The organism is Candidatus Anaeroferrophillus wilburensis (genome assembly GCA_016934315.1).
Taxonomy (GTDB): Bacteria; Desulfobacterota; Anaeroferrophillalia; order Anaeroferrophillales; family Anaeroferrophillaceae; genus Anaeroferrophillus; species Anaeroferrophillus wilburensis.
The window spans coordinates 101,179-124,392 of sequence record JAFGSY010000028.1 but is presented as its reverse complement, the minus strand read 5'-3'; the positions used below and the strand labels follow the sequence as shown (position 1 = coordinate 124,392).

Genomic DNA, 23,214 nt, shown 5'->3' with positions numbered 1-23,214 from the left:
TCACCACCGAGTCACAGAGGGCTCAGAGATGCTTGTTTTTTTATGGCTCCCGGGCAGCAGGTGATCGATGGCATACTGGGCTGCCAAAAGACCGAAAATCCCCGGCATGAAAACGGCGCTTGGCTGAATGAACCGCTGGCGGCCGCGCTGCAGGTGTTCTTCCCGCTCCCGGTCGCTGACCTTATCCGGCGGCAGGGGCTTGGCGGTGACCGGCTCCCGCGAGAAAACCACCGGCACTCCCTCCCTGATTCCCTTATGTTTCAATGATTTTCTCATGACCCGGCACAATGGACAGCCGGAAGTTTCGCTGAGGTCGGCAAATCCGACGGCGCCGGGATTTTTACGGCCCGCGGCTCCCATTGCCGAGATGAAGGGAATGCTGCGCTCCCGGCAGCGGCAGATGAGATCAATTTTAGGACTCACCCCGTCAATGGCGTCAATCAGGAAATCGTAGTCAGGAGCCAGCAGTTCCTCGGCCGTATCGTGGTGATAGAACTGCTGGACCGGCTGTATGGCAAGCTCCGGATTGATATCCTGCAGGCGGCGGACGGCAGCAAAGACCTTTGGTTCGCCGATGGTGCTGGAGAGGGCAAACAGCTGCCGGTTGATGTTGGTGGTCCCCACCACATCGCAGTCGATCAGGGTCAGCCTGCCGACGCCGCTGCGGGCCAGGGCCTCGGCGGCAAAAGAGCCGACGGCCCCCAGACCGATAATGGCGACGTGGCTGTTTTCCAGGGCGGCCAGGCCATTTTTGCCAATCAGCAGCTCGAGGCGGGAAAAACGGTTCATCCTCTTTCCTTGCATTCTTTAAGCCTCAGACGCACACAGACATGCACAGAAAATGCTGTCTTTTTTGTCCTTGTGGGTCGGTGTGCGTCTGTGGCTATTTTTTTTTATAGTACCGCAAACAGTCGTTTGGCATTGGCCGTCGTCCGTCTGGCGGTTTCCGCCATGTCCCAGCCCCGCAACTGGCCAAATGCCTTGGCAATTTCCTGAAGATGACATGGTTCGATCTCCCCTTTTGCGACCGTGTGGCTGCCGATATAGGGGGCGTCGGTTTCCAGGATGACTCGGTCCTCGGGAACCATCAGGGCTGTTTTCCTGATCTTTCTGGTATTGGGGCGGGTGATGCCGCCGCCAAAAGCCAGATAGTAGCCTAGCTCAAGGAATTTTTCCCCCATGGCCGGGCCGCCGTTGAAGGCATGGAGGATGCCGATGACTTCCGGAAACTGCCGCAGCTGATCGTAGAGGGGCTGAAACGCTTTGCGGCAGTGGATGATCACCGGCAGACGAAAGATTCTTGCCAGCTCCAGTTGAGCTTCCAGTGCTTTTCCCTGGGCCAGGGGATCATGATCATCAAGGGCGAAATCAAGACCGATTTCGCCGATGGCCGATGGTTGAAACCGTCTGATGATCGCCTCTAATTCGATTAAAGGAAACACGTCTTCTGTGACCCACCCTGGGTGGATGCCGGTGGCAAAACTGATCTCCGCATGGTTTTGCGCCAGTTTGGCCGCAGCCATGCTTGAAGTCAGGTCATATCCTGGAACCATGATTCTGGTGACCAAGTTGTTTTGAGCCCGGCTCAGCACTTCATCCAGCTGGCCGATGAGGGGTTCATCAGTAAGGTGGCAGTGGCTGTCGAAAAGTTCATCCATGGAGAATATCTCGAAGATGTAAAGTTTTGCTGTTGACAATCATTCCCGTTATCAAGTTAGCGCCACGGAGTCAATGGAATCGTTGAAGCAATAAAAGGATAAAGAGACATTAGATGTGTAAATGAAATCAGGAAAAATAATACCTTTTATATGTAAAAAAATACCACTTTTCATAAATTTAGCAATGATAAAAACCATGAAGTTTGTAACTGCTTAAGATTAGGCGCTATTTTTTTATTATTCTGGATGGCATGTTTTTCGCAACAGTTATTATTAGAATGGAATTACAGGAAACTTTTTTCAATAGGAATGGTTGGAGCTCGGGATGAAGAAGATAATGATGGTAGTAGTGGCCATGGGGATGTTGTTGGTTTGGGCGCAGGCTTCACAAGCAGTTCCTCAGGAAACCCCTTTTGTTCTTGATAGCAGTTGGACTGTATTTGCCGTCGATGAGGGGGTTGATGCGGGTGGACGTGTGTATCCCGGCTGGGGCGGACAGGATTTTGATGCCGAATATCTGGCCTACTGCTATGATGCTGGAACCTCACGGTTGTCGATTGCTCTGCAGACTGGTTTTAATGTTCGAACTGGTACTCAGACTTATAATAGCAAGGATTATTATGCCGGTGATCTGGCCCTCAGTTTTGATGGGAATGATGATAACTACGAATATGGGGTCGGTTTTGGCTTTGCTGGTCTGACTGCTGCCGGTTTTTATTCTAACACAACATGGTTAGCCCCTGATGATTTTCCCGTTTCCACCCCTTATCGTATAGATAGTTCCGCATCAAGCAGTGCTTTGCTTGCTAACTCTGGTAGCTACAACTCGGGTGCAGATACCTTTTGGCGTTATGTCACCTTCAGTGTTGTCGGGTTTGACCTTTCCCAAGGCTTCGACGCCCATTGGACCATGAGCTGTGGCAATGATGTCATTGAAGGTCATGCCGCGCCGGTGCCTGAACCCCAGACCCTGCTGCTCATGGGAATCGGCTGTCTGGGGCTGGTGATGGTTGCCCGGCGCCAGCGGCAGGAGAAATAACGTGTAGTGAACACCTAACTCCCTCCTTTTTTACCTTGTCTGGAAACAGACGCACAAAAGCCGGTCATTCAATGACCGGCTTTTGTGCGTTTTTGTGAACTGTTTTGACCTGGGGCCTTGAAGTTGGCCAAGGATCACCACCAGCCATAAGCAGGAAGCTTGGCCCTGAGAGCTATGTCAAACAAGATAGTGTTTGAAGAGGGTTGAACCTTGACTATTTGTGCGACTCGACATTGATGGTGCCGGCGCAGTGGGCTCCTTTGCCCACCTCATCATCATAGACCTGAATGCTGGTGCTCTTGCACTTGGGGCATTCTTTCAGGTTTCTTTCATTTGCTTCAAGATGTTTTTCATAGTCGCAATCCATGCACAATAATCTCCAAGCCATGATCCACCTCCCTATCTTTTAGTCCAGCGTTATAATACCTTACTAATATAATCTATTTTAGCTGAAACGCAAGAAAAAATTGAAAAATTTTTGGTGGTTTTGGAAAAGAGTTTTGTTGCGCGCGGCAAGCCGGTGCCTTATGATAGATTGCCAAAAGCAATAAGGGGATTTTCAACCTTGCTAAAAATGTTGAAAAATCGTATGGCATTTTACAATGCTGGAATATGCCCTGTAGGCGTTGAAACGGGAAACATGAGGGGCTTCGCAACCTTTTATTCATGGGGAGGGAGGGACAGAAGATGCTGAACTCATATCGTAAGCCGCATATTGTTCGAAAACTTGCGCCTTTCAAGGTGGACGGTCTTGCTATTCCCTATGCTGAATTTGCTCCCAAGCTCTTTAATCTTTGCATGAGCCTGGGATTCCGTAAGGGCTTGATTATGCCCTCCCGGGCCTTCTGTTCAGATGAGAACCAGGGCTGGCCGATCATCCTGCTGACCAAGCATTTCGGTACTTTTCCGTTTAACCATGGCCGGGTCGGCGGCATCGTTGCCAGTGATCGTCATGGTCCGCATGCCCATCATGGCGAGGATTTGGTGATTGTTCAGGCCACCCATGTGGGGTATGACCCGCACACCGGTACCTATGGAAAATGTATCCGTCCCAAAATGGAAGGCACCTGCATCTCCAACTCCTGCGGGAAAATCACCCATGTCATCACGCCATATCTGGAACAGTACCACTTTGCCCGGCAACGGATCTTCCTGCACCGGGATGAGCGGGGCAACCACCTGATCACGGTGAAAAACTCCTTTGTTGATTTTGCTTCCCGACCGGTGAAAAATGGCCTGGTGCTGCTGCTGGAAAATATCGTCAAAGTTGATGAAGCTGGTCGGATTGTGCCGGTGGCGGCGTTGTCCACCAGCCAGACTTATGAGGTTGCCGAGGAATTTTACAAACGGCTCGATGCCGTTGGTTATGTCTGGCGGGATGGTGATGGTGAAAACATCGGGGAACACCTCTATGATGATCTTTTCTATTTTCGGGAAGATTTCCATGAGACCGATGAGTCCATCCTGCTGGAACGGTCTCTCATTGAGTTTATGCCCACGATCGTGACCTCCCGCAATCCACCGCTGCTGGCGGCCAAGATTCTTATTCAGCTGGAGTTTGCCCGGATCGTGGAATCCATCCGCCGGGGGACGGAATATGCCGGCAAGAATCTCCTCTACGTGGCAGGTCTTAATATCGATATTTCCGAGTACGAGGGATATCCGGCGACCACCTATTTCGTCCCCTGGGCTGCCCATATCCAGCTTAAGGATGGCATGCCCGGGGAGTATGGCCATCCTCTTGAGCAGAATCGCCTCTTCGCCCTGCTGATGGCCCAAGACATTGCTAATCCGGAGCAGGCAGATCTTAAGGAGCAGATTGGCCGGATGTTGGCGGCACCCCGTTTTGATATCCGTTCGCCGAAATAGTGGCGGGCATAGGGGGGGGCAGGTTCTGACCGGCAAACCTGAAGTGAGACCGTAGCCGTCCAGTTGAGTCCAGTCATTTATGCTCAACGTCGGGAAAATGAAGAGCTATTGTGTGGGCGGCAGGCAAGAGCCTACATTTCCCGTTTTACCACCGGGACAAAATCCTTCGGTCGTCCCATTTTGGGAAAACCAAGCAGCTCCCTTGCCCGGTCCAGCGCATCATCAATATTGCCGAAGACATTGTCCAAACCAATTTCATCAATTATGTCGTACTGTGTTAATGCGTACATTGGTTGGGCATGCACACCGGACAGGATTAAATGAGCATTCTCCTTTTTATTCTCACGGATAATCTCGCTCAGTAGGTTCAGGCCGGTGGCGTCAATTGCCAGCACGTTGCGCATGCGAAAAATCATTATCTTGGGCGGATTATCCAGGCGGCGGATCACTTCTTTGAACTTGGTGGCAGCGCCAAAGAAGAATGGCCCGTTTATTTCATAGACTTCAACCCCTTCCGGGACATCCTTGTTTTGAATGGCACTGGCATCCGATGTCTCATTGGCATCTTTTACCTCCCGGGTGATGATGCTGACATTCGAAACACTGACCATCCTTTTCATGAACAAGATGACAGCCAGAATCATGCCGATTTCGACGGCTATGGTTAGGTCAAAAATAACCGTCAGTCCAAAGGTGGTCAGTAAAACGGCGACATCGCTATGGGGGCTTTTCAGCAGACGCTTAAAGATATAATATTCACTCATGTTAAAGGCGATGACAATCAGTATGGCAGCCAGCGTCGCCATGGGAATCAATTTAGCCCACTGCCCCAATAACAGCATAATGGTCAGCAATGTTGCGGCATGGACTATTCCGGAAACCGGCGTGCGCCCGCCATTCTTGATATTTGCCGCCGTTCGGGCAATGGCACCGGTGACCGGAATGCCCCCGAACAGGGGTGAGATGATGTTGGCCACACCGTTGGCTACCAGCTCCATATTTGATTTATGTTTTCCACCGATCATGCCATCGGCTACAACCGCAGACAGCAGTGACTCAATCGCGGCAAGGATAGCGATGGTCATGGCCGAAGGAATGAGTTCGCGTATCAGTGCTAAGTTCATTGCTGGCAGGGAAGGGGATGGAAAAGAGGCAGGGATGGTGCCGAAACGCGATTCGATGGTTGCCACGTTAAGATTGAAGAGCTGGACCAGTACCGTCGATGCCAGAATTGCAATAACTGAACCGGGAATCTTTTTCGATATGTTTGGCCAGCAGATGATGATGAGCAGTGAAAGCAGACCAATGCCCAGAGTCTGGTAATTGATCGACGCAAGATGGCGGAAATATTCCACCCATTTACCGATGAAATCAGCTGGCAGTTTGGTGATTCCCATGCCGCAGAACTCATTGATCTGGCTCGAAAAAATAACCACGGCAATACCGCTGGTGAAGCCAACCACAACCGGGAACGGGATAAATTTAATCATTGAACCAAACTGGGCGAAACCCATAACAATCAGGATGATGCCGGCCATCAGCGTGGCCAGCATAAGTCCATCGACGCCGTAGGTCTGAATGATGCTGTAAACAATAACAATAAATGCCCCGGTCGGGCCGCCAATTTGAACCCGGCTGCCGCCCAGGAAGGAAACCACGAAGCCGCCGATGATCGCCGTTATGATTCCCTTTTCGGGGGAAACGCCGGAAGCGATACCAAACGCGATCGCCAGGGGCAGCGCGATGATCCCAACAATAATGCCGGCAACGAGGTCATGGAGAAGTTGTGATGTGGTCAATTGGGGCAGCAATACGAAAAACTTTGGCTTAAACATCTATCCGCACCGCAAAGCTCTAGGCAGAAGTTATGGTTGGAGGTGTAGTCGGCTGTTCGTGCGTTTTTTTATCGACCATGATCATTGTTTGTAATAAGAAGGGTCCTCACGCATTGTCAGCGGCGATAGGCCAACTGAAAAAAAGCCAGCGGGGCTTTATGTTGCAGGATATGTCCCCAGGGGGCATGAAAAAGGATGGCTGGGAGGGCAGAGAAAAAGGGGTTAGAATTTCATCTAACCCCCTTGTTACCGTGGTGCCGAGGGACGGAATTGAACCGCCGACACGGGGATTTTCAGTCCCCTGCTCTACCGACTGAGCTACCTCGGCATCTAATTTCGGATGCAACGTGAGAGGTTAATTAGCCGAACAATGGGGGGTTTGTCAAGTTAAATTTCTGTGATGGTGGTGGCTTTTCAGGACTGCTGGCAGAGCAGACAAAAGGTTAGAATATAGCTACGGTTACCTGATGTTTGCATGTCTGGTGTTGGCGGAGGTGGATCAGGAACCGGTTGTGGCACCAGACGAACAACCCGGGGAGGGAGGTACGGTTTGGTCCTCCGGCGGGGTGGTTGGTGAAACCGGGCAGAAAATTTTCCTGACGTCTGGTTGCCAACGGACTTTCCTGTTGCTGGAATAAAAAATGCTAAAAAAATCAATTGTTTTGCCGATAGGCAATGTAAGGGGCTTTTGCTTGCCGGAATGCCCCGGGTCTGGCCGTAGTGTAACTGTCGCAAAGGGTTTCTGCCAAAGAGGATTAAAGGGTGCAGGTGGGAAAGGACGTCCGATGATTGCACATGGCACTGCAGCTCCTGATTTCTGTCTGCCGGATCAGGATGATCATCAGGTGAAGCTGGCCGATTTTTATGGTCAATGGCTGGTTCTCTATTGTTATCCGAAAGACAACACCTCCGGTTGAGCCAAAGAGGCACAGGCGTTTACCGGTCTGGTAGACGAATTTTCGCGGCTGGGGGCGGTGGCTGTTGGTGTCAGTCCTGATTCCACCAAAAGTCATCGCAACTTTATTGCTAAAAAGGAGCTTGGTGTCAGGCTACTCAGTGATCCTGATCATGGCATGCTGGAGGATTACGGCGTTTGGCAGCTGAAAAAGATGGCCGGCCGGGAGTACCATGGTGTGGTGCGCAGTACCTATCTGATAGATCCCCAGGGAATGGTCGCCTGGAGTTGGACAAAAGTGAAAGTTGACGGCCATGGTGAACAGGTGCGGCAGAAACTGCTGGAGCTGCAAAACAGTTAAGGGGTGATAAATGCGCTATTGGTTGATGAAAAGCGAACCCAGTGCCTATTCCATCGAAGATCTGGCTCGGGATGCTAGGACTTCGTGGGATGGAGTGCGTAATTATCAGGTCCGCAATTTCATGCGTGATGAGATGGAAGTCGGTGATCCGGTACTTTTTTATCACTCAAATATGACGCCGCCGGCAGTGGTTGGTCTTGCCAGAGTGTGCCGTTCAGCCTATCCGGACCATACGGCTTGGGATCCCGATGATATCCATTATGATCCCCGTTCAACTCCTGAGAAGCCGCTGTGGATGATGGTTGATATCGAATTTGTCGAACGTTTTCCCCATCCTGTTTCTCTTCCCAGGTTACGGCAGGTGCCGGAACTGGAGGACATGCTTGTGCTGCGCAAGGGTGTACGCCTTTCAGTCCAGCCGGTGGAGGAGTATCATTTCCTGATAGTTGAGCAGTTGGGGAGAACAGGTGAAGGGAAATAGAGGAAGGAGGAGTGTATGGTTAGAGGCATACCAGCGTCGTTAACTGCCATACATGCGGTGGCCGAGCGTTTTAACCGGTCAGCAAAAAATATTGCCAACCTGAATACCGATGGTTACAAGGCTGATCGGGTGACCTTCGCTGAGGGTCCGGTTGAGGGTACGGTCCAAGCCACTATTTCTGTTGATAAGTCTGCCGGGCCGGTGCGGGCCGAACAGACGGAAGAGGGCTTTGAATTGGTGGAAATGTCCAATGTTGATCTGGCCAAAGAGATGGTGACCATGATGGTTGATAAACGAAGTATCGAAGCGAATCTGGCCGCCTTGAAAACAGCAGATGAGTTGTTGGGGACGATCATCGATATCAAAAGCTGAAAAAGCTCGTCGGTAGTGCAGCCATCGGGGAGCTATCAACCAACCAGCCAACCATATGCCTGGCAGAAGACTGCAGCTCAGAGAGCTTTTCCCATGGCGGTCATTGTGCCGCGTTCTTTAGATGCACATCCACTTTGCAAAACAGCGTCTGTCGTCTGTGCACGGCCGGGCCCGTGCGACGGACTGCAATACAAGTGGGACCCCGGAGACGTTAAAACGGGATATCGTCTTCATTGCTTGGCGGTGCAGGGGGCATGCCGCCACCGTATGAGGAGCCCCTCTCACCAGCGCTTCCAGCTGATGCGTCGCCGGCACTACCCAACATCTGCATGGTGTTGCCGACGATCTCCGTAGTCCACCGTTTGTTCCCCTCCTTGTCTTCCCAGGCGCGGGTCTGCAGTTTTCCCTCCAGGTAGATCTGCTTCCCCTTGTTCAGGTATTGGGCGCAGATTTCAGCCAGTTTACCGAAAACAACGATCCGGTGCCATTCCGTCCGCTCCTCTTTTTTCCCGTCCTTCGTCCAGTTTTCACTGGTGGCAAGGGTGAAGGTGGTGAATGGTGAACCACTGCTGCCATATTTCATTTCCGGGTCGCCTCCCAAGCGGCCTACCAGAATAACTTTATTCACGCCTGCCATGATTGTTGCCTCCTGCCGATTGCTTGTTTTTTCAGTCTTTTGTTTGCTGTTTGGCATTAATCTAGCATACACAAAGGGGAAAACAAAGAAAATTTTGAAAAATTTTAAAATGATGTTTGTGCCATTGACCACTTGTTTTTTCGTTACCGGGATGGTATGGCATGGGTGATTTTTATGACAAGGAGGAGTTCATGAAAGAGATTGCTACAGTCGGAGTTGTCGGGTTCGGTGTCATGGGGGCGGCCATTGGTTTGAACGCGGCGATGGCCGGTTACCGGGTATTGTTCAAAGAGTTGAACGATGAACTGGTTAAGGCCATGTATGAAAAAGGGGTTGCAAAGCCTTTGAGCAAGAGAGTTGCCAAAGGGAAGATGAGCCAGGAAGAGATGGATCAGATTGCCGGCAGGATCACCGGAACCAGCAGTTATGATGATCTGGCCGTGTGTGATCTGGTGATTGAGGCGGCAGTAGAGAAAATGGATCTGAAAATTCAGGTTTTTGCCGACCTGGCGGCTGCCTGTCCGGAAGATACCATTCTGGTGAGTAATACCTCCACGTTTCTGATTGAAAAATTGATGGAGAAGGTCTCCAATCCCAGTCGAGCCGCCGGTCTGCATTACTTTTTTCCGGCAAATGTTAACCGCCTGGTGGAAGTTATTCGCCATCCGCAGACCAGTGATGAAACCTATGAGGCACTGATGGCGTTTGCCCGACAGAACCGGAAAGTTCCGATTACGGTCAGGGATTTCCCCGGTTTTGCCATCAACCCGGTCTTTATCGCCGTTTATCTGGTGCTCGATTCCTTTTATGGTGACCAGTACAATGCCGTGACCCTGGAGCAGCTGTCCCAGGAAGCCCTGGGGGTCAAATTCGGTATCATGTGGGTGCAGAACGGTACCGGCCTGGGGACCTGTTATCATGCCGGTGCCTCCATGGTTGATTATCTGGGCGATTCCGATATCGGTTATCCCCAGGTGCCGCAGTCATTGAAAGCCAAATTTGAAGCCAATGAACTCTGGGATCTGGAGCAGGGTGAGGTGTTGGCCGATGAGACTGCCCGCCGCCAGGTTATTGACCGCCTGCTGGGGGCGATCTTTGCCATCTCCACCCATCTGGTGGAGAAAGAAGTGGTCAGTCTGGCTGATCTGGAGCTGGGGATTACCACCTCTCTGGCCTGGCCCAAAGGTCCCTTTGCCATGATGAATGACCTGGGGATGGCGGAAGCGCAACGGTTGGTGAATGTTTCCGTGGCGGCCGGTGATTTCAAGCTGCCGCAAAAGTTTGCTGCCGGGGATAGTGTTCCCTGGCAACTATAGAAAACCAAGGGGGGCGCTAGCCCCCCTTTTTCTTTTTCTGGTTAGTAGAAAAGTTTGTGGCAAAGGTTGTTATAGCGGCAAAGAGGTAACCGTATTCTTTTTGCTGCTGGCCACCGTTTCAGCCAGGGCAAGAACCTCCCTGAACGGATGTTGAATCTGGGAGGTGTCAATGGTGATGATGGTGTCGGTGATGGTTCCATAGCGGGTCGGGTCGCCGCTTTCGCTGATATGGTGGGAGATGATATCCCGCAGGTACGTGGCGGTGCCGCTCCGGATGTGACTCTCATCGGTGGCAATGATGTCCTGAATTTTTGGCCGTTTCCTGGTCTGGATGAAATGCTGGGCTCCCAGGGTTGCTCCGCGCATGGCATGCCCGGCATCCCAGCGGATCGCTTTCAGGCCGATGAAGATGCCGCTGAAGGTATCACCGGCCCCAAGAGTGCTTAACAGGTCGATGATGTGGTCATCGCCGCAGAGAATCCGTCGGTCGGCAAAGCGGAACCTGAACAGCTTGTTTTCCGGCATATTGGCTTTTTTCCAGTAGAGACGGGCCCGTTCCGGAGTCAGGCGCTCGGTAAACCGGGCGCCTTTGTTGCCACTGGTCAGCAACATCCTTCCTCCCTTGGTATTTTCCCCCTTTTGCCCCTGATTCATGCGTCGTGCAATCATACTGGCGGTGAAATCAATGCCTTTCTTTTCGGCAACTTTGTCCAGAATGGCCAATTCATCCGTGTTCAGGATTAAGTACTGGATAAACGGGATAATGGACGTGAAGAGGAATTCTTTGCGGGAGGTGAAGAACTTCTCTTTTTCAGTGGTGTAATAGCGGGAATCGATTAGGGTGTCGATACACTTGAAAAAAGTGCCGGTGGGGCACAGGTAGGTGGTTGTTTCACTGGCGTAGGCAGTTCTTAAGATCCGGGTGATGAGCCGCAGCTCCTCATGGTTGGTGAGCGAATTGATGACCAAGTGGGTACTGATATAGTGTCTGTCTTTACGCAGCTTGTATTCCAGTTTGAAGTAGCGGTCGGTAAGCCGCTTGGGGGGGATGATCTCTTCATTGGTCCGGTTGGAAAGGACGATTCGGTCCAATACCTGGTCGTCGGTGCTTATCGTCAGGACATAGCTGGTCCTTGGAATCAGGTTGTCCACGTGCAGCTCCGTTATATCGCCGATATCAATGTTGAGGTTGTGATAAAATTCCTTGACGATTTTGAACTTGCGATTTTTGACATCGAAGAAAAAGAGATGCTCGAAAGTGATTGCCCGGGTTTTTCCAGCCAGTTCCGGTGATTCATACAATGTCTTAATTGCTTCAATAATATTGCGATTGTTGCCCCCCAGCTTAATCTCGCTTTGGCTTTCAACGGTGACAATTTTAAGGTCCTCTGTGCCGTGGATAAGATCGGGAAACATTCTTTTCAAGTCGGCAACGACGCGAGAAAGATCTTCAGTGCACAGGAGACTTTCATGTTGTTCCGGGTGTTTGCCTCCCAATTCCATGGCATAATAGAGTTCATCATTGAAATTCTGCACCTCCACATTGGCCAGTGGATTGATATAGATTGGCCTGGGCAGATCTTTTACCATACACTTGAAAATTGTGCCCACCGGCAAGAGGATTTTTTTATCAATTATAATCACTTGTCTGCCCGTGGCCCGGAAAATTTCTTCCATTTCCACGTTGATCAGATAGTCAAAGACCGGAATTCCCCCAAGAAAGATAAATCTTTTTTCCGGTTTTACGGTGGTGCCCATTATGTTTGCCTCCTCATTCCTCAGTGATAATGCCGCCTGGATGATATGTCTATCGTATAATACTACTCATCGGCGAAATTGCAAGTAACGTTAATCTTTTGTGGGAGCGGATGAATCGCGATGATGTCTGGTGCTGCGGTAGCCCATGACTCAGGTTCGCGGTAGCTGAAGCAGGGCGTTTATATATTTGATGAATTCTTTAATGGCCAGCGGGAGTGGTGTGGCTCTGCTGTTGTCACCCAGCTCCGGAGCGGTGGTGGGGGCAGGGTGAAAAACAATCTCTATATGTTTGGGGAGTAGTTTGCGGCACAGATGATAGACCCTTTTCAGATGAAAGGGTGAGGTGACGATGATCAGGGAATGAAAGTTTTTGTCATTAATGATCTCCCGCAGAGCAACAATATTGGTGAGGGTGTTATGGGATTGACTCTCAAGGAGTAAATAATCTGTTTGCGGAGTAGTGTGCCCTTCCAGTTCATGAGCATAGAGGGTGAGGATGTCCTTGGCTGTGGTGCGGGGATTGGCGCCAATGATCAACAGATAAGGTGCTATGCCCTGTTGCCAGAGAGAAAATCCTGTTTTCAGTCTCCCCCCCCGGCCGGCTAGGACGACAATGGCATCATTGTGACTGCCGGTTGACAGTGAAAGCTGGGGAGGGGTGACCTGACTGTAGCGCAGAAAGGGCCAGAGCAGCAGGTCTGCAGCCAGAAAAAAGAGAAATAATGAGAGCAACATGCAGAGCATGCGGGTGTTCTGATTCTTGGTCGACAAATGATTTTACCCTTGCTTTTCCTGTGCTGTTATGGTAGTGAACACCGCTCGATGCGAAACTGAAAAGCTGGTGCCGGCAGATCCGTTCAAAATTCCTGAATCCGGCTGACGCTATGCGAATGAAAATTTTTGGAGGCAGCCATTATGTCCAAGGTTTGTGATATTTGCGGTAAAAAACCTCAGGTTGGCAACAATGTCAGCCATGCTAACAACAGAAGCAAGAAAACCTGGTACCCGAACTTGCAGAGTGTCAACGCGGTTATCAAGGGACAGCATAAAAAAGTTACCGTCTGTACCCGCTGTATCCGCTCCGGGGCGGTCAAGAAAGGTTGACCTACGGTGTTGGCCAGGAAGCGGCCGTTTTCAGACCAGCGCCGTTCTGTTAGGCCGCCGTGTCCTACCTGCCAAGGGATGGGCGGGCGGCTGAGTTATCCCACTCCGGCGGCCTTTGCCGCGGCAGGGTTAATTGAGGCGGTGAACTTCAATAACCCCTTTCACCTGTTCCACGCTGCCGATAACTTTCCGCAAGTGTTTTAAGTCGGTGACCCCGGTTTCAAAAACAATGACTGCATGCCGATCGATGTTGGTGGTTACCCTGACATCGGTGATATTGGCTTCTTCACTGCTGATGGCGGCACTCAGTTCCGCCAGCATTCCCTTTCGATCCTCGCACAAAACTCTAATTTTGATCCGGTGGGTTGCCTGTTGTTTCAGGTCCCAACTCACCTCAATCTGGCGTTCGGGGTCGCTTTTCAGGACGTGCTTGCAGTCGGGGCGGTGAATCGTTACGCCTCGTCCTCTGGTGATGAAACCAATGACCCTGTCTCCCGGCAGGGGGTTGCAGCATTTGGCAAAACGAACCAGAACGTCGTCAATATCTTTGATAACGATGCCCTGGCTGCTGCGCCGCTTTTTCTTTGCTGAACTTCCAGCCGTTTCTTTTTTCTTTTCCTGCTGGGGTTTTTTTCTCAGTTCCGGGTAGAGTTTGTAGAGGAGCTGCAGGGCTGATATTTTCCCGCGGCCAACCGCGGCGATAAGCGTATCGGTGGTGTTAAGGGAAAACTTGGCTGGTATTTCTTGAAGGTTCCCCTGTTTTAATTCTTTGGAAAAGGAGAGTTTGTGGCGTGAAAACTCCCGCTCGCACAACTCCTTGCCCAGTTCAATGCTGCGGCGCTCTTCCTCTTTTTTGATCCAGTGGCGAATCTTGGTGCGCGCCTTACTTGTTTTAACAAAGTGCAGCCAGTCTTTATTGGGATGCTGCTTCTTTGAGGTGATGATCTCCACCACCTGGCCGGTTTTAAGCTCATATTTGAGCGTTACCATCTTTCCCGACACCTTGGCGCCGGTACAGTGATCACCAATATTGCTATGGATGCTGTAGGCGAAATCCACCGGGGTTGAGCCTTTAGCCAGCTCTATCACCTCTCCCTGAGGGGTGAATACATAGACTGAATCGGAGAACAGATCCACCTTGACCGACTCAAGAAATTCTCCCGCGCTGCTGACCTCCCCCTGCCATTCAATCATCTGGCGCAGCCAGTCCAGCTGTGCCCTTTCCTGCTCAGCCAGCTTATATCCTTCCTTATACTGCCAATGGGCGGCAATCCCCATTTCAGCAATCCGGTGCATCTCTTCAGTCCGGGTTTGAAACTCAATATGTTCGCCATCAGGGCCGATAACCGTGGTGTGCAGTGATTGGTACATATTGGTTTTCGGCATAGCGATATAGTCTTTGAAGCGGCCGGGAACCGGAACCCAGAGCGAATGGATAATGCCGAGGACGGCATAACAGTCCCGTACCGAGGTGACCGTGATCCGGAAAGCGAGAATATCGTAGATCTGGTCAAAACCGATGTTCTGGTGAACCATTTTCTGGTAGATGCTGTAGAGATGTTTCAAACGGCCGCTGACCTTGCCATCGATCTTGTGATGGTGCAGGTTCCGCTCGATGATGGTGATAACCTTGTGGATGTATTCCCGGCTTTCTTCCTTTTTGGCAGCGATCTTCTTTTCCAGCTCAGCATAAATTACCGGCTTCAGATAGCGCAGCGACAGGTCTTCAAGCTCCTGTTTGATCCAGGCGATACCCAGCCGGTTTGCCAGCGGCGCATAGATGTCCAAGGTCTCCTGGGCGATATGCTGCTGTCTTTCCGGTTTCTGAAACTCCAGGGTCCGCATATTGTGCAACCGGTCCGCAAGTTTGATAATCAGCACCCTGATATCCTTGACCATCGCCAGGATCATTTTACGGAAATTTTCCGCTTGGTGTTCTTCGGAGGTTTTAAAGCTGATCTTGCTGATTTTAGTCAGGCCGGCCACCAGGGTGGTAATTTCCTCGCCAAATCGTGCTGACAGTTCTTCAACGGAGGTGAGAGTGTCTTCCAGGGTGTCATGGAGCAGGCCGGCAGTAATGCTGGCCACGTCCATTTTAAGGTCAGCAATGATATCGGCAACTTCGAGGGGGTGGATCAAATAGGGCTCACCGGAGAGGCGTACCTGTCCCTTGTGAGCCAGAGCGGTATAAACATAGGCTTTGCGAATGGTGTTGAGGTCAGCTGTAGGATTGTAGGCGCTTACCTTATCCAGAATGTCATTAAGACGGATCATCGGGTGGTACTACGGCTGCCAGTTGCGGACAAAGGCGTCGGGGATGCCAAGCTGGCGAATAGCCTGCAGCGTATCATGGGGGAAATGGCCAAAGCGAAATCCGTTAACCAGCAGAGTGTGGTGAGGAATTGGTACCGGTTCCCTGAATACCTGGGGGGTCAGTCCCCTGTCATGGTATTGTGCTATCCGGGCATCGGCTGCTGAACGGTAATAGAAGGAACCAATATTAACATACAGGGCCTTGCCCCGCTGGCTGATAAAGGGGTTGTCACCCCATTGCTTTACCAAGCTGGCCATCTTCCGGGCTTTTTCCCGGTCGGTGAATGGGCCAAGAAAAACCCGGTGCATGGGAACGGCTTTTTTCCCGGTGGTCACAAAGGTTGTGTAACCATGACTGTCCAGAATCTGCCGGCAGTGGTCGAGACTGTCCTGAAAAATAAAAATACCGGCTTGAATGACGTATGATGTCGTCAGGGTTGGCAGGAGTTTGCTGTCCGTCGGGACAACTGCCGGCGGTTGTCTCGGGGTTGTCGGCTTGGCTGCCACTGCCGGCGGCAGTTTTTCTGCAACTATTTCAGCCGGTGGTGGTGTTGTTGCTGTGGGTGTAGAACCAGAATTTTCTGCTGGTGGCAGCTGGTCTTTTCCTGCCGCCGGAGGCGGTGAAAGCATGGTGCTGGCGGCGACCTGTCCGGCGGGCAATGGCGGCACGTCGGGCAAGTCAGCGGCTGCTGTTTCCGGTTGCTCCAACCCATCATCGGTGGGAGGAGTGGAATTGGTTGCTGTCGTAGGGAGATCCGTAGAGGTGGTGTTTCCGGGTGTGGGTGTCGCCGGTTCCAGTTGTAACTGGTGGGTTGCTGAACTGATGGTGTGCCTGGGCATGCGAATGGGGGAAAAGGACAGGAAATAATAGACCCCGATCAAGGTGAACAGGGCGAGAATGATCTCATACCGGAGCACCGATTCGAGGAAGTTCCCCTTTCGCTTTTTTGCCATATGCAGGTAACCGGGATGGTACGGGGCAGGCCAGAAGATCATTCCTCCGGCCTGTTTGGTACCTCATGCAGTTTCGGTATCAACCGTTTTCCCGTTCCGCCGCTGCTTCCTGGATGATTTTTTCCGCCAGGTGAGCCGGAACTTCTTCGTAGTGGGAAAACTCCATGGTAAACATACCTCGACCGCCGGTTAAGGAACGCAGATCAGGGGCGTATTTAAGAACTTCTGCCATGGGTACGCTGGCCTTGATCAGCTGGCTGTTGGCCATTGGTTCAACACCGTTGACCTTGCCGCGTCGGCTGTTAAGATCACCAATGATATCACCCATATAGTCGTTCGGAGCGGTTATTTCCATCTCCATGATCGGTTCCAGCAGGACCGGCTTGGCATCCTTGACCCCCTTCTTGAAACCCATGGAGCCAGCAATTTTGAAGGCCATTTCGGAGGAATCAACCGAATGGTAGGAGCCGTCATAGAGTGATACTTTGATGTCCTGAACCGGGTATCCGGCCACTACCCCTTCGGCCATGGCTTCCAGAATGCCCTTTTCCACCGCCGGAATGTACTGGCGGGGAACAACACCGCCGACAATATTATCGGCGAACTCAAAACCGCCGCCCCGTGGCAGGGGGCTTATCTCCAGCCAGGTGTCGCCATATTGTCCCTTGCCGCCGGATTGTTTCTTGTATTTACCTTGGACTTTGATGGAAGTGCGGATGGTTTCCTTGTAGGGAACTTTTGGTTCCTTCATTTCCACCTCGACGCCAAACTTCCGTTTTAGCTTGGCAACGGTCACTTCCACATGGACCTGGCCCATGCCCGAGATGACCAGTTCTTTGGTTTGGGCGTCACGGTTGATCTGAATGGTGGGATCCTCATCCTGCAGCCGGTGGAGAGCGGTGGTCAGCTTCTCTTCATCCCCCTTCGACTTGGGCTGCAGCGAAAACGAGATGACCGGGGCAGGGATCTCCACCCCGGCATATTGGATGGTGGCTTTTTCATCGCACAGGGTGTCCCAGGTAATGGTTTCCTTGAGCTTGGCAACCGCAACAATGTCCCCGGGGATGCACTTTTCTATGGGCCGTTGTTTAGCACCTTCCATCATCAGGAGCTGACCGATGCGTTCCTTCTTCTGTTTGTTGATGTTCAGACAGGTGGAGTCTGAGGTGAGTGTTCCCGAATAGACCCTGAAAAGAGAAAGTTTTCCTGTAAAAGGATCGGAAATGGTTTTGAAGACCAACCCTGAAAAAGGTTGGTCGGCAGCTGCCTGGCGGATTAGGTCCTCGCCGGTCTTGGGATCGCTACCCCGGACTTCACCCCGTTCCACCGGCGAGGGGAGACAGACCGGAAGAATGTCCAGCAGCTGGGAAATGCCGATGTTTTTCAGGGCTGAGCCACAGACGACCGGAACAAACTTGCCGGTCTGGGTCCCTTCATGGAGAGCGGCAAAAATATCTTCTTCAGTGATCTCCTCACCGCCAAGATATTTCTCAATCAGGTCATCATCGGCTTCCACCACCCGTTCAATCATCTTTTCCCGTTCAGCCATCACTTCATCCTGCATTTCTCCCGGGATGTCGATAACTTCGAAAGAACCGCTCTGGTCAGCCGCATAACGATATGCTTTGAGCTTGATCAGGTCAACAACTCCAGAGAATGAATCTTCAATGCCGATGGGCAGCTGAAGAACCGCCGTGTTGCATTTGAACGTGTTTTCCATTTCGTCAATAGCGCGGAAAAAATTTGCCCTTTCCCGGTCAAGTTTGCTGATGAATGCCAATTTTGGCAGTTCAAATTCCTCGGCATATTTCCAGACCGCTTCCGTTTGGACTTTGACGCCGGAAATGGCGCTGACGATCAGAATGGCACCGCCGGCGATGCGCATGCAGGATCTGGTGTCAACGATAAAATTGGCATAACCGGGGGTGTCGATGATATTGATATGCTTCCCCTGCCAGTCACAGTGGTGGAAAGCAGAGGAAATGGTAATGTTGCGCTTGATCTCTTCAGGATCATAATCAAGGACCGAGGTTCCCTGGTCCACACTTCCCAATCGGTCGGTGGTTTTGGCAGTGAACAGCATGGCTTCGGCCAGGGTGGTTTTTCCGGCTCCGCCGTGGGCAACGATGGCTACGTTTCGGATGTCCTCAGATTGATAGGCTTTCATCTTTCGTCCTCAAGCTCCTTATGATCAGCAAAATACCAACAGAACACCGATGGCCTCGAGCCAACTCCATCTTCATTGGTTGTCTTGCAACCTGTGTCACTGGGTTGTTGGTTTCTGAACGCCCCATTCTCCAGGTTTCGCACCCTGAAAGACACAAACAGATCTCAAATCCGGGTCCGGTACTTATGGCATCCGGTTTTTCGAGGCATTTTGACAGTTGTTATACGGCCATCAATACTGGTTCCCTACTTTTTTTGTTTTCAAAAGTCAAGATATTAGTTGCCGACCAACCGCTTGCTGAATGGTCAGATTTCAATTGATTTCTGGCTTTGTATAGGGCACTATCACATGTTGGAGGTAGCCGAAAGGGTAGTTTTTGGCATTGCTGCCGCCGGCTGGAAAAACAGTTTATGACTAACGAGGTTGTTGCAGATTTCAATGTGTGCTTCGTGTGGTGGGGGAGAAAAAATAATGGCTGCAACGGTATATATTGCTGATCTTCGGACAACGGTGCGGGAAAACCTTTTTGCTAAAATAAGGCGGCTGCTGGAAAAGTTGGAGCTGGCCAGCAGCGTCAAAAAAAATACCATGACTGCGGTCAAAATTCATTTTGGCGAGGAGGGGAATGCCGCTTTTATCCGGCCGATTTTTGTCCGTCCGGTCGTCGAGATGGTCAGGGAATTGGGGGGGAAGCCGTTTGTTACCGACAGTAATACCCTCTATGTGGGCTCCCGTAGTGATGCGGTTTCCCATCTCCAGACTGCTGCCCGACATGGATTTACGCCAACGGTTCTGGATGCCCCGGTTATTATCGCCGATGGATTGCGTGGCAACAGTGCCGCAACGGTAGCTATTGGTCAGCGGCATTGTAAGACGGCAAAGATCGCTCTTGAAATTGCCCATGCCGAGGCGATGGTGGTCATGAGTCATTTCAAAGGGCACGAACTTCCAGGTTTCGGCGGTGCTTTGAAGAACCTTGGTATGGGGTGCTCCAGCCGGGAGGGCAAACTGCAGCAGCATTCCAATATCAGCCCCAAGGTTGCCCGACGCAAATGTGTCGGTTGTGGGGAATGTGTCCGTTTTTGCCCAGCTGCGGCCATCAGCCTCAGTGATGACAAGGCCGGGATCGACCCTGCTCGCTGTATCGGTTGTGGGGAATGTATTGTCGTTTGTCCGCAGCAGGCGATTGCTATCCGATGGAATGAGACCATTCCGGTATTCCAGGAAAAAATGGTCGAATATGCCTATGCTGCCTGTGAAGGCAAGCGGGACAAGGTGCTGTTTCTCAATTTTGTCATCCAGGTAAGCCCAGCTTGCGACTGTTATGCTCATAATGATCAACCCATTGTGCCAGATATCGGTATTCTGGCATCACGCGATCCGGTGGCGTTGGATCAGGCGTGTGCTGATCTGGTGAACGAAGCCCCCGGGATGCAGGGGTCTGCCTTGGGTGAGCACACCGCTGCTGGAACTGACAAGTTCAAGGTTCTTTATCCCGAGGTGGACTGGCAGGCTCAACTCCAGTATGCCGAAACCATTGGTCTGGGAACCAGGGCGTATGTTCTGGAGCGCCTGTAATCTGTCGTTCACTGTGCTGGTCAGGCTGCTGCTGTGATCGGTCGGGCAAGACTGGCTTTTCAGTTTTTTTGCCAGCCGTTGTAGGCCGGCTGCGATTTCTGTCGCCGGACCGGAAAGTCCACCACCATCGCCTGAATAATCCTTGATTTTTTTATCGGAGTGGTGTATCTAACCACGCTTTACTTCCCCTTGCCCCATGCGGGGCTACTCAAACTCATAAGGAGGAAAACAATGGTTCAGGAAGTGAGAAAGTATGAACTCCTCTATATTCATCCGGGAGCTTTGGATGAAGAAGGAGTCAAAAAGGTTGAGGATCGGCTGGCGGAGATCATCGAGCAGTATGGCGCCCGGATTTTCTACCGTGAGGACTGGGGGGTGCAGAAACTGGCCTACCGGGTAAAAAAGCATGAGGAAGGGCGCTATATTCTGCTGCGTTTTTCCGGGACGGTGGACTGCCTGCGGGAGTTGGAGCGGCGCATCAAAATCATGGATGAGGTGATCAAGTTCATTACCGTTCGTCTGGATGATGACTTTGATGAAAGCACAGGTCGGCGCCCCACTGCCCAGGGTGCAGCTGATGAGTCGGCTGCTGAAGAAACAGCGCAGTCTGATGCTGATGTGAATGAAGAAGAGGATGCTGAGCAGGAAGACTAGATACCTGCTTCCGAATAATGACCGTTTATCGTTGAGATGATAGAGAGGCAACCATGAGTTTTCAACGTCGAGAAAAATCAGATGGCCGACCCCGGCGCCGCCGGACCTTTGTGAGCCGAAGAAAATATTGTCGTTTTTGCGCTGATAGTTCCATTGTCATAGATTACAAGGATGTTCGCCTGCTCCGCTACTATATTTCAGAAAAGGGCAAAATTGTTCCCAAGCGGATTTCTGGTACCTGTTCCAGCCATCAGCGGGAACTGACTATTGCCATTAAGAGGGCGCGGAATATTGCTCTGCTGCCTTTTGCCCAGGCAACGGTTTAGCGGTTCCGGGCAAAGAGATGGTTAACGTGTAATGTTGCCACGCTGTGGGATCTGAATACCCTTTATCCACCAGGGCTGTTGCCCTGGGAGTGGTGGTGGCTGTTGTCTGCTTCAGTGCCGCCGTTGTGGTTCCGTTCTTTGGTTTTATCCCTGGATTGCTGACTATGGTGCCGGTGGTCTATGTGGCTGCGCTCGGCCGGCATTGGTGGTTGGCGTTTCTGATGGTGCTGCTGGCTTCCATCCTGCTGTACCTTTTATTCCAGGGTACCGCTCCCGTGCTGGGGTTTCTGATTGAATATGGCCTGCCGGCAGTGGTGCTCAGTTACATAACCTTGAAAGGCTACAGCCGGCTGCACAGCATGGTGCTGGCGGCGGCTGGCAGTACCTGTGTCATGGTGCTGGCGGTTTCCTTCTATGCTGCCCAGCACTCTCTGACTCCCATGGTCCTGTTGCAGCAGGCCTTCCAGACGAACCTGGAGATGGTCCAGAGTGTTTACCGTGACATGGGCATGGCCGAAGAGCAGCTGTTGTTTCTGCAGAATTCATCATCGGCAATGGGGTATTGGGCCGGGATGTTGTTTCCATCCTTGCTGTTCGGCGCCTATTTTCTGCTCAGCGGATTGACTGTTACGGCGGTGGTTTTGCTGAGTCGCTGGCGAAAGACGACCAGCAGTTGGAAAACCGGGTCCACGTTTGAGCATTTTGCTGTCTATCAGCAGGTGGTTTGGCTGTTTATCGGCTGCTGGGTGCTGTTGCTGGTTCCTGGTGTGCCGGAGTTCGGGCGTTTCTTCCTCTGGAACGGTATAGCTATACTGGGGTTTTTTTATTTTCTCCAGGGAATGGCAATTATCCATTGTTGCTTGCAGGCCTTTCAGGTGCGCACCGGGGGGCGGTTTTTCATCTATTTTCTGCTCTTTGCGTTCCATTTTTTGCTGGTTGCGGTGGCCATGGCAGGTCTTTTTGACTTATGGGTTGATTTTCGCAGAATTGCCCGCCGCCGGGACTCTGATCAGGGACATTGCTAGTTGTTGCCCCGCAAGGAGAGGTTGTCGGGTGGGCGGCTCATCTCAGCGCGGCATCTCTACAGGCTTGCTGCCTGAAGAATTCGTCGCTCTTTCAATAGACGGTTTGTCCGGTCATGGTCGTTTGCTGATTGTGAAGTGACCCCCACCATGGGATGGTGATCTGGATTGAAGAGAAAACAGTACAGCTTTTTATAGTTGGAGGAATAAAACGATGAAGGTTATTTTGCAGGAGCCGGTTGACCGGCTGGGAAATGTTGGAGATATTGTAACGGTCGCCAACGGCTATGGCAGGAACTACCTGATCCCCACCGGCCTGGCGATTGAAGCTAACGAAGGTAATGTCAAATATCTGGGGCATCACCGGCGGGTGCTGGATAAGAAACGGGCCCGGTTGCAGGCCAAAGGGGAGGAGCTGAAAGCACGTCTTGAAGCGTTGTCCCTCAAGTTTGAACGTAAAATTGGTGAAAAAGGGAAGCTTTTCGGCTCGGTGACCGGCAAGGATGTTGCGGATGAACTGGCGGCCCGGGGCATTGAGCTTGACCGCCGGAAAATCGACCTGCCGGAAACGGTAAAGGGTGCAGGGACTTTTACTGCGATTGTTGCCCTGCAGCCGGGGATTGCCGCTGAAATATCCTTTAGCGTGGTGGGTGAGTCGGAGGAGGATGTGCAGGTTCAGGATCCGGTAGTGGCCGAAGAGCCTGCGGCAGAAACTCCAGCCGAGTGAGCCGGCTGTTGCAGGGCTGACATTGTGTCGGTGATTGTCGCGCCATAACTCCTTGCACCGCAAGGGTGCAGCCATTGTGTGCGGAATTCTTTCCATGTCGGCCGGGAAACCTCTGTCAAAGGTTTCCCGGCCTGTTTTACCTCCTATC

At 51.7% G+C, this 23,214-nt stretch carries 23 protein-coding genes and 1 tRNA gene; 13 read left to right on the top strand and 11 right to left on the bottom strand.

Annotated features, from left to right (window positions below; translation table 11 throughout):
• Both JXO50_07385 and JXO50_07380 read right to left on the bottom strand, forming a co-directional pair.
• Nucleotides 1–789, bottom strand: a complete 789-nt coding sequence (locus tag JXO50_07385) for a tRNA threonylcarbamoyladenosine dehydratase (protein MBN2332912.1) — start codon at nucleotides 787–789, stop codon at nucleotides 1–3.
• Between the two features lie 104 nt (nucleotides 790–893).
• On the bottom strand, nucleotides 894–1,658 hold the full coding sequence (locus JXO50_07380; GenBank protein ID MBN2332911.1) for a TatD family hydrolase: 765 nt from the start codon (nucleotides 1,656–1,658) through the stop codon (nucleotides 894–896).
• Between the two features lie 349 nt (nucleotides 1,659–2,007).
• Between JXO50_07380 and JXO50_07375 the strand changes: the two genes are divergently transcribed.
• Nucleotides 2,008–2,697: a PEP-CTERM sorting domain-containing protein gene (locus tag JXO50_07375; GenBank protein MBN2332910.1), complete on the top strand. Its 690-nt coding sequence runs from the start codon at nucleotides 2,008–2,010 to the stop codon at nucleotides 2,695–2,697.
• Between the two features lie 214 nt (nucleotides 2,698–2,911).
• Here the strand turns inward: JXO50_07375 and JXO50_07370 are convergent, their stop codons facing one another.
• A complete protein-coding gene (locus JXO50_07370; protein MBN2332909.1) occupies nucleotides 2,912–3,085 on the bottom strand; it encodes a hypothetical protein in 174 nt (57 codons plus the stop codon).
• 299 nt (nucleotides 3,086–3,384) lie between these two features.
• Here JXO50_07370 and JXO50_07365 point away from each other — a divergent pair, with 299 nt between their 5' ends.
• Nucleotides 3,385–4,566, top strand: a complete 1,182-nt coding sequence (locus tag JXO50_07365) for a hypothetical protein (GenBank protein MBN2332908.1) — start codon at nucleotides 3,385–3,387, stop codon at nucleotides 4,564–4,566.
• Between the two features lie 131 nt (nucleotides 4,567–4,697).
• On the opposite strand, the gene JXO50_07360 is transcribed toward JXO50_07365, so the two are convergent.
• Both JXO50_07360 and JXO50_07355 read right to left on the bottom strand, forming a co-directional pair.
• Nucleotides 4,698–6,401: an STAS domain-containing protein gene (locus JXO50_07360; protein MBN2332907.1), complete on the bottom strand. Its 1,704-nt coding sequence runs from the start codon at nucleotides 6,399–6,401 to the stop codon at nucleotides 4,698–4,700.
• 252 nt (nucleotides 6,402–6,653) lie between these two features.
• Nucleotides 6,654–6,729: transfer RNA gene (locus JXO50_07355), tRNA-Phe, on the bottom strand.
• A gap of 139 nt (nucleotides 6,730–6,868) precedes the next feature.
• Between JXO50_07355 and JXO50_07350 the strand changes: the two genes are divergently transcribed.
• The 4 genes from JXO50_07350 (at nucleotide 6,869) to JXO50_07335 (ending at nucleotide 8,510) form a co-directional block, all read left to right on the top strand.
• Complete coding sequence (locus JXO50_07350) at nucleotides 6,869–7,039, top strand: hypothetical protein (GenBank protein ID MBN2332906.1); 171 nt, start codon at nucleotides 6,869–6,871, stop codon at nucleotides 7,037–7,039.
• A gap of 147 nt (nucleotides 7,040–7,186) precedes the next feature.
• The gene (locus tag JXO50_07345; GenBank protein ID MBN2332905.1) at nucleotides 7,187–7,657 is read left to right on the top strand and encodes a peroxiredoxin; all 471 of its coding nucleotides are present in this window, start codon (nucleotides 7,187–7,189) and stop codon (nucleotides 7,655–7,657) included.
• Between the two features lie 10 nt (nucleotides 7,658–7,667).
• Nucleotides 7,668–8,138 (top strand): EVE domain-containing protein, encoded by a 471-nt coding sequence (locus JXO50_07340; GenBank protein ID MBN2332904.1) that lies wholly within the window; start codon nucleotides 7,668–7,670, stop codon nucleotides 8,136–8,138.
• A 15-nt stretch (nucleotides 8,139–8,153) separates the two neighbouring features.
• The gene (locus tag JXO50_07335) at nucleotides 8,154–8,510 is read left to right on the top strand and encodes a flagellar biosynthesis protein FlgC (protein ID MBN2332903.1); all 357 of its coding nucleotides are present in this window, start codon (nucleotides 8,154–8,156) and stop codon (nucleotides 8,508–8,510) included.
• Between the two features lie 211 nt (nucleotides 8,511–8,721).
• On the opposite strand, the gene JXO50_07330 is transcribed toward JXO50_07335, so the two are convergent.
• Nucleotides 8,722–9,147, bottom strand: coding sequence for a single-stranded DNA-binding protein (locus JXO50_07330; protein ID MBN2332902.1), 426 nt, complete (start codon nucleotides 9,145–9,147; stop codon nucleotides 8,722–8,724).
• Between the two features lie 161 nt (nucleotides 9,148–9,308).
• On the opposite strand from JXO50_07330, the gene JXO50_07325 reads away from it, so the two are divergent.
• Nucleotides 9,309–10,463, top strand: coding sequence for a 3-hydroxyacyl-CoA dehydrogenase family protein (locus JXO50_07325; protein MBN2332901.1), 1,155 nt, complete (start codon nucleotides 9,309–9,311; stop codon nucleotides 10,461–10,463).
• Nucleotides 10,464–10,532: 69 nt separating this feature from the next.
• Here JXO50_07325 and JXO50_07320 read toward each other — a convergent pair whose 3' ends face one another.
• Nucleotides 10,533–12,221: a hypothetical protein gene (locus tag JXO50_07320; protein ID MBN2332900.1), complete on the bottom strand. Its 1,689-nt coding sequence runs from the start codon at nucleotides 12,219–12,221 to the stop codon at nucleotides 10,533–10,535.
• Between the two features lie 150 nt (nucleotides 12,222–12,371).
• On the bottom strand, nucleotides 12,372–12,992 hold the full coding sequence (locus tag JXO50_07315; GenBank protein MBN2332899.1) for a YdcF family protein: 621 nt from the start codon (nucleotides 12,990–12,992) through the stop codon (nucleotides 12,372–12,374).
• 144 nt (nucleotides 12,993–13,136) lie between these two features.
• Here JXO50_07315 and JXO50_07310 point away from each other — a divergent pair, with 144 nt between their 5' ends.
• A complete protein-coding gene (locus JXO50_07310; protein MBN2332898.1) occupies nucleotides 13,137–13,325 on the top strand; it encodes a 50S ribosomal protein L28 in 189 nt (62 codons plus the stop codon).
• Nucleotides 13,326–13,454: 129 nt separating this feature from the next.
• On the opposite strand, the gene JXO50_07305 is transcribed toward JXO50_07310, so the two are convergent.
• The 3 genes from JXO50_07305 to fusA form a co-directional block, all read right to left on the bottom strand.
• Nucleotides 13,455–15,599 (bottom strand): bifunctional (p)ppGpp synthetase/guanosine-3',5'-bis(diphosphate) 3'-pyrophosphohydrolase, encoded by a 2,145-nt coding sequence (locus JXO50_07305; GenBank protein ID MBN2332897.1) that lies wholly within the window; start codon nucleotides 15,597–15,599, stop codon nucleotides 13,455–13,457.
• 9 nt (nucleotides 15,600–15,608) lie between these two features.
• Nucleotides 15,609–16,592, bottom strand: coding sequence for an SPOR domain-containing protein (locus JXO50_07300; GenBank protein ID MBN2332896.1), 984 nt, complete (start codon nucleotides 16,590–16,592; stop codon nucleotides 15,609–15,611).
• Between the two features lie 79 nt (nucleotides 16,593–16,671).
• Entirely contained in the window at nucleotides 16,672–18,759 is a 2,088-nt protein-coding gene (fusA, locus tag JXO50_07295) for an elongation factor G (protein ID MBN2332895.1), read from the bottom strand.
• A gap of 471 nt (nucleotides 18,760–19,230) precedes the next feature.
• On the opposite strand from fusA, the gene JXO50_07290 reads away from it, so the two are divergent.
• The 5 genes from JXO50_07290 to JXO50_07270 all read left to right on the top strand — a co-directional run bounded on the left by JXO50_07290 (nucleotide 19,231) and on the right by JXO50_07270 (nucleotide 23,066).
• On the top strand, nucleotides 19,231–20,337 hold the full coding sequence (locus tag JXO50_07290) for a DUF362 domain-containing protein (protein MBN2332894.1): 1,107 nt from the start codon (nucleotides 19,231–19,233) through the stop codon (nucleotides 20,335–20,337).
• Nucleotides 20,338–20,568: 231 nt separating this feature from the next.
• Nucleotides 20,569–20,991, top strand: a complete 423-nt coding sequence (gene rpsF / locus JXO50_07285; protein MBN2332893.1) for a 30S ribosomal protein S6 — start codon at nucleotides 20,569–20,571, stop codon at nucleotides 20,989–20,991.
• Between the two features lie 53 nt (nucleotides 20,992–21,044).
• A complete protein-coding gene (locus JXO50_07280; protein MBN2332892.1) occupies nucleotides 21,045–21,317 on the top strand; it encodes a 30S ribosomal protein S18 in 273 nt (90 codons plus the stop codon).
• Between the two features lie 44 nt (nucleotides 21,318–21,361).
• Complete coding sequence (locus tag JXO50_07275; protein ID MBN2332891.1) at nucleotides 21,362–22,342, top strand: DUF2232 domain-containing protein; 981 nt, start codon at nucleotides 21,362–21,364, stop codon at nucleotides 22,340–22,342.
• A gap of 211 nt (nucleotides 22,343–22,553) precedes the next feature.
• Nucleotides 22,554–23,066 carry a 50S ribosomal protein L9 gene (locus tag JXO50_07270; GenBank protein ID MBN2332890.1) on the top strand — a complete coding sequence of 171 codons (513 nt, stop codon included), beginning with the start codon at nucleotides 22,554–22,556 and terminating at the stop codon, nucleotides 23,064–23,066.
• The last annotated feature ends 148 nt before the right edge of the window (nucleotides 23,067–23,214 follow it).

Bases quoted from the DNA above. Each gene is read 5' to 3' on its own strand.
- JXO50_07385 (MBN2332912.1), bottom strand. From the start codon at position 789: ATGAACCGTTTTTCCCGCCTCGAGCTGCTGATTGGCAAAAATGGCCTG.
- JXO50_07380 (MBN2332911.1), bottom strand. From the start codon at position 1,658: ATGGATGAACTTTTCGACAGCCACTGCCACCTTACTGATGAACCCCTC.
- JXO50_07370 (MBN2332909.1), bottom strand. From the start codon at position 3,085: ATGGCTTGGAGATTATTGTGCATGGATTGCGACTATGAAAAACATCTT.
- JXO50_07365 (MBN2332908.1), top strand. From the start codon at position 3,385: ATGCTGAACTCATATCGTAAGCCGCATATTGTTCGAAAACTTGCGCCT.
- JXO50_07360 (MBN2332907.1), bottom strand. From the start codon at position 6,401: ATGTTTAAGCCAAAGTTTTTCGTATTGCTGCCCCAATTGACCACATCA.
- JXO50_07350 (MBN2332906.1), top strand. From the start codon at position 6,869: ATGTTTGCATGTCTGGTGTTGGCGGAGGTGGATCAGGAACCGGTTGTG.
- JXO50_07340 (MBN2332904.1), top strand. From the start codon at position 7,668: ATGCGCTATTGGTTGATGAAAAGCGAACCCAGTGCCTATTCCATCGAA.
- JXO50_07335 (MBN2332903.1), top strand. From the start codon at position 8,154: ATGGTTAGAGGCATACCAGCGTCGTTAACTGCCATACATGCGGTGGCC.
- JXO50_07330 (MBN2332902.1), bottom strand. From the start codon at position 9,147: ATGGCAGGCGTGAATAAAGTTATTCTGGTAGGCCGCTTGGGAGGCGAC.
- JXO50_07325 (MBN2332901.1), top strand. From the start codon at position 9,309: ATGGGTGATTTTTATGACAAGGAGGAGTTCATGAAAGAGATTGCTACA.
- JXO50_07320 (MBN2332900.1), bottom strand. From the start codon at position 12,221: ATGGGCACCACCGTAAAACCGGAAAAAAGATTTATCTTTCTTGGGGGA.
- JXO50_07310 (MBN2332898.1), top strand. From the start codon at position 13,137: ATGTCCAAGGTTTGTGATATTTGCGGTAAAAAACCTCAGGTTGGCAAC.
- JXO50_07305 (MBN2332897.1), bottom strand. From the start codon at position 15,599: ATGATCCGTCTTAATGACATTCTGGATAAGGTAAGCGCCTACAATCCT.
- JXO50_07300 (MBN2332896.1), bottom strand. From the start codon at position 16,592: ATGGCAAAAAAGCGAAAGGGGAACTTCCTCGAATCGGTGCTCCGGTAT.
- fusA (MBN2332895.1), bottom strand. From the start codon at position 18,759: ATGAAAGCCTATCAATCTGAGGACATCCGAAACGTAGCCATCGTTGCC.
- JXO50_07290 (MBN2332894.1), top strand. From the start codon at position 19,231: ATGGCTGCAACGGTATATATTGCTGATCTTCGGACAACGGTGCGGGAA.
- rpsF (MBN2332893.1), top strand. From the start codon at position 20,569: ATGGTTCAGGAAGTGAGAAAGTATGAACTCCTCTATATTCATCCGGGA.
- JXO50_07280 (MBN2332892.1), top strand. From the start codon at position 21,045: ATGAGTTTTCAACGTCGAGAAAAATCAGATGGCCGACCCCGGCGCCGC.
- JXO50_07270 (MBN2332890.1), top strand. From the start codon at position 22,554: ATGAAGGTTATTTTGCAGGAGCCGGTTGACCGGCTGGGAAATGTTGGA.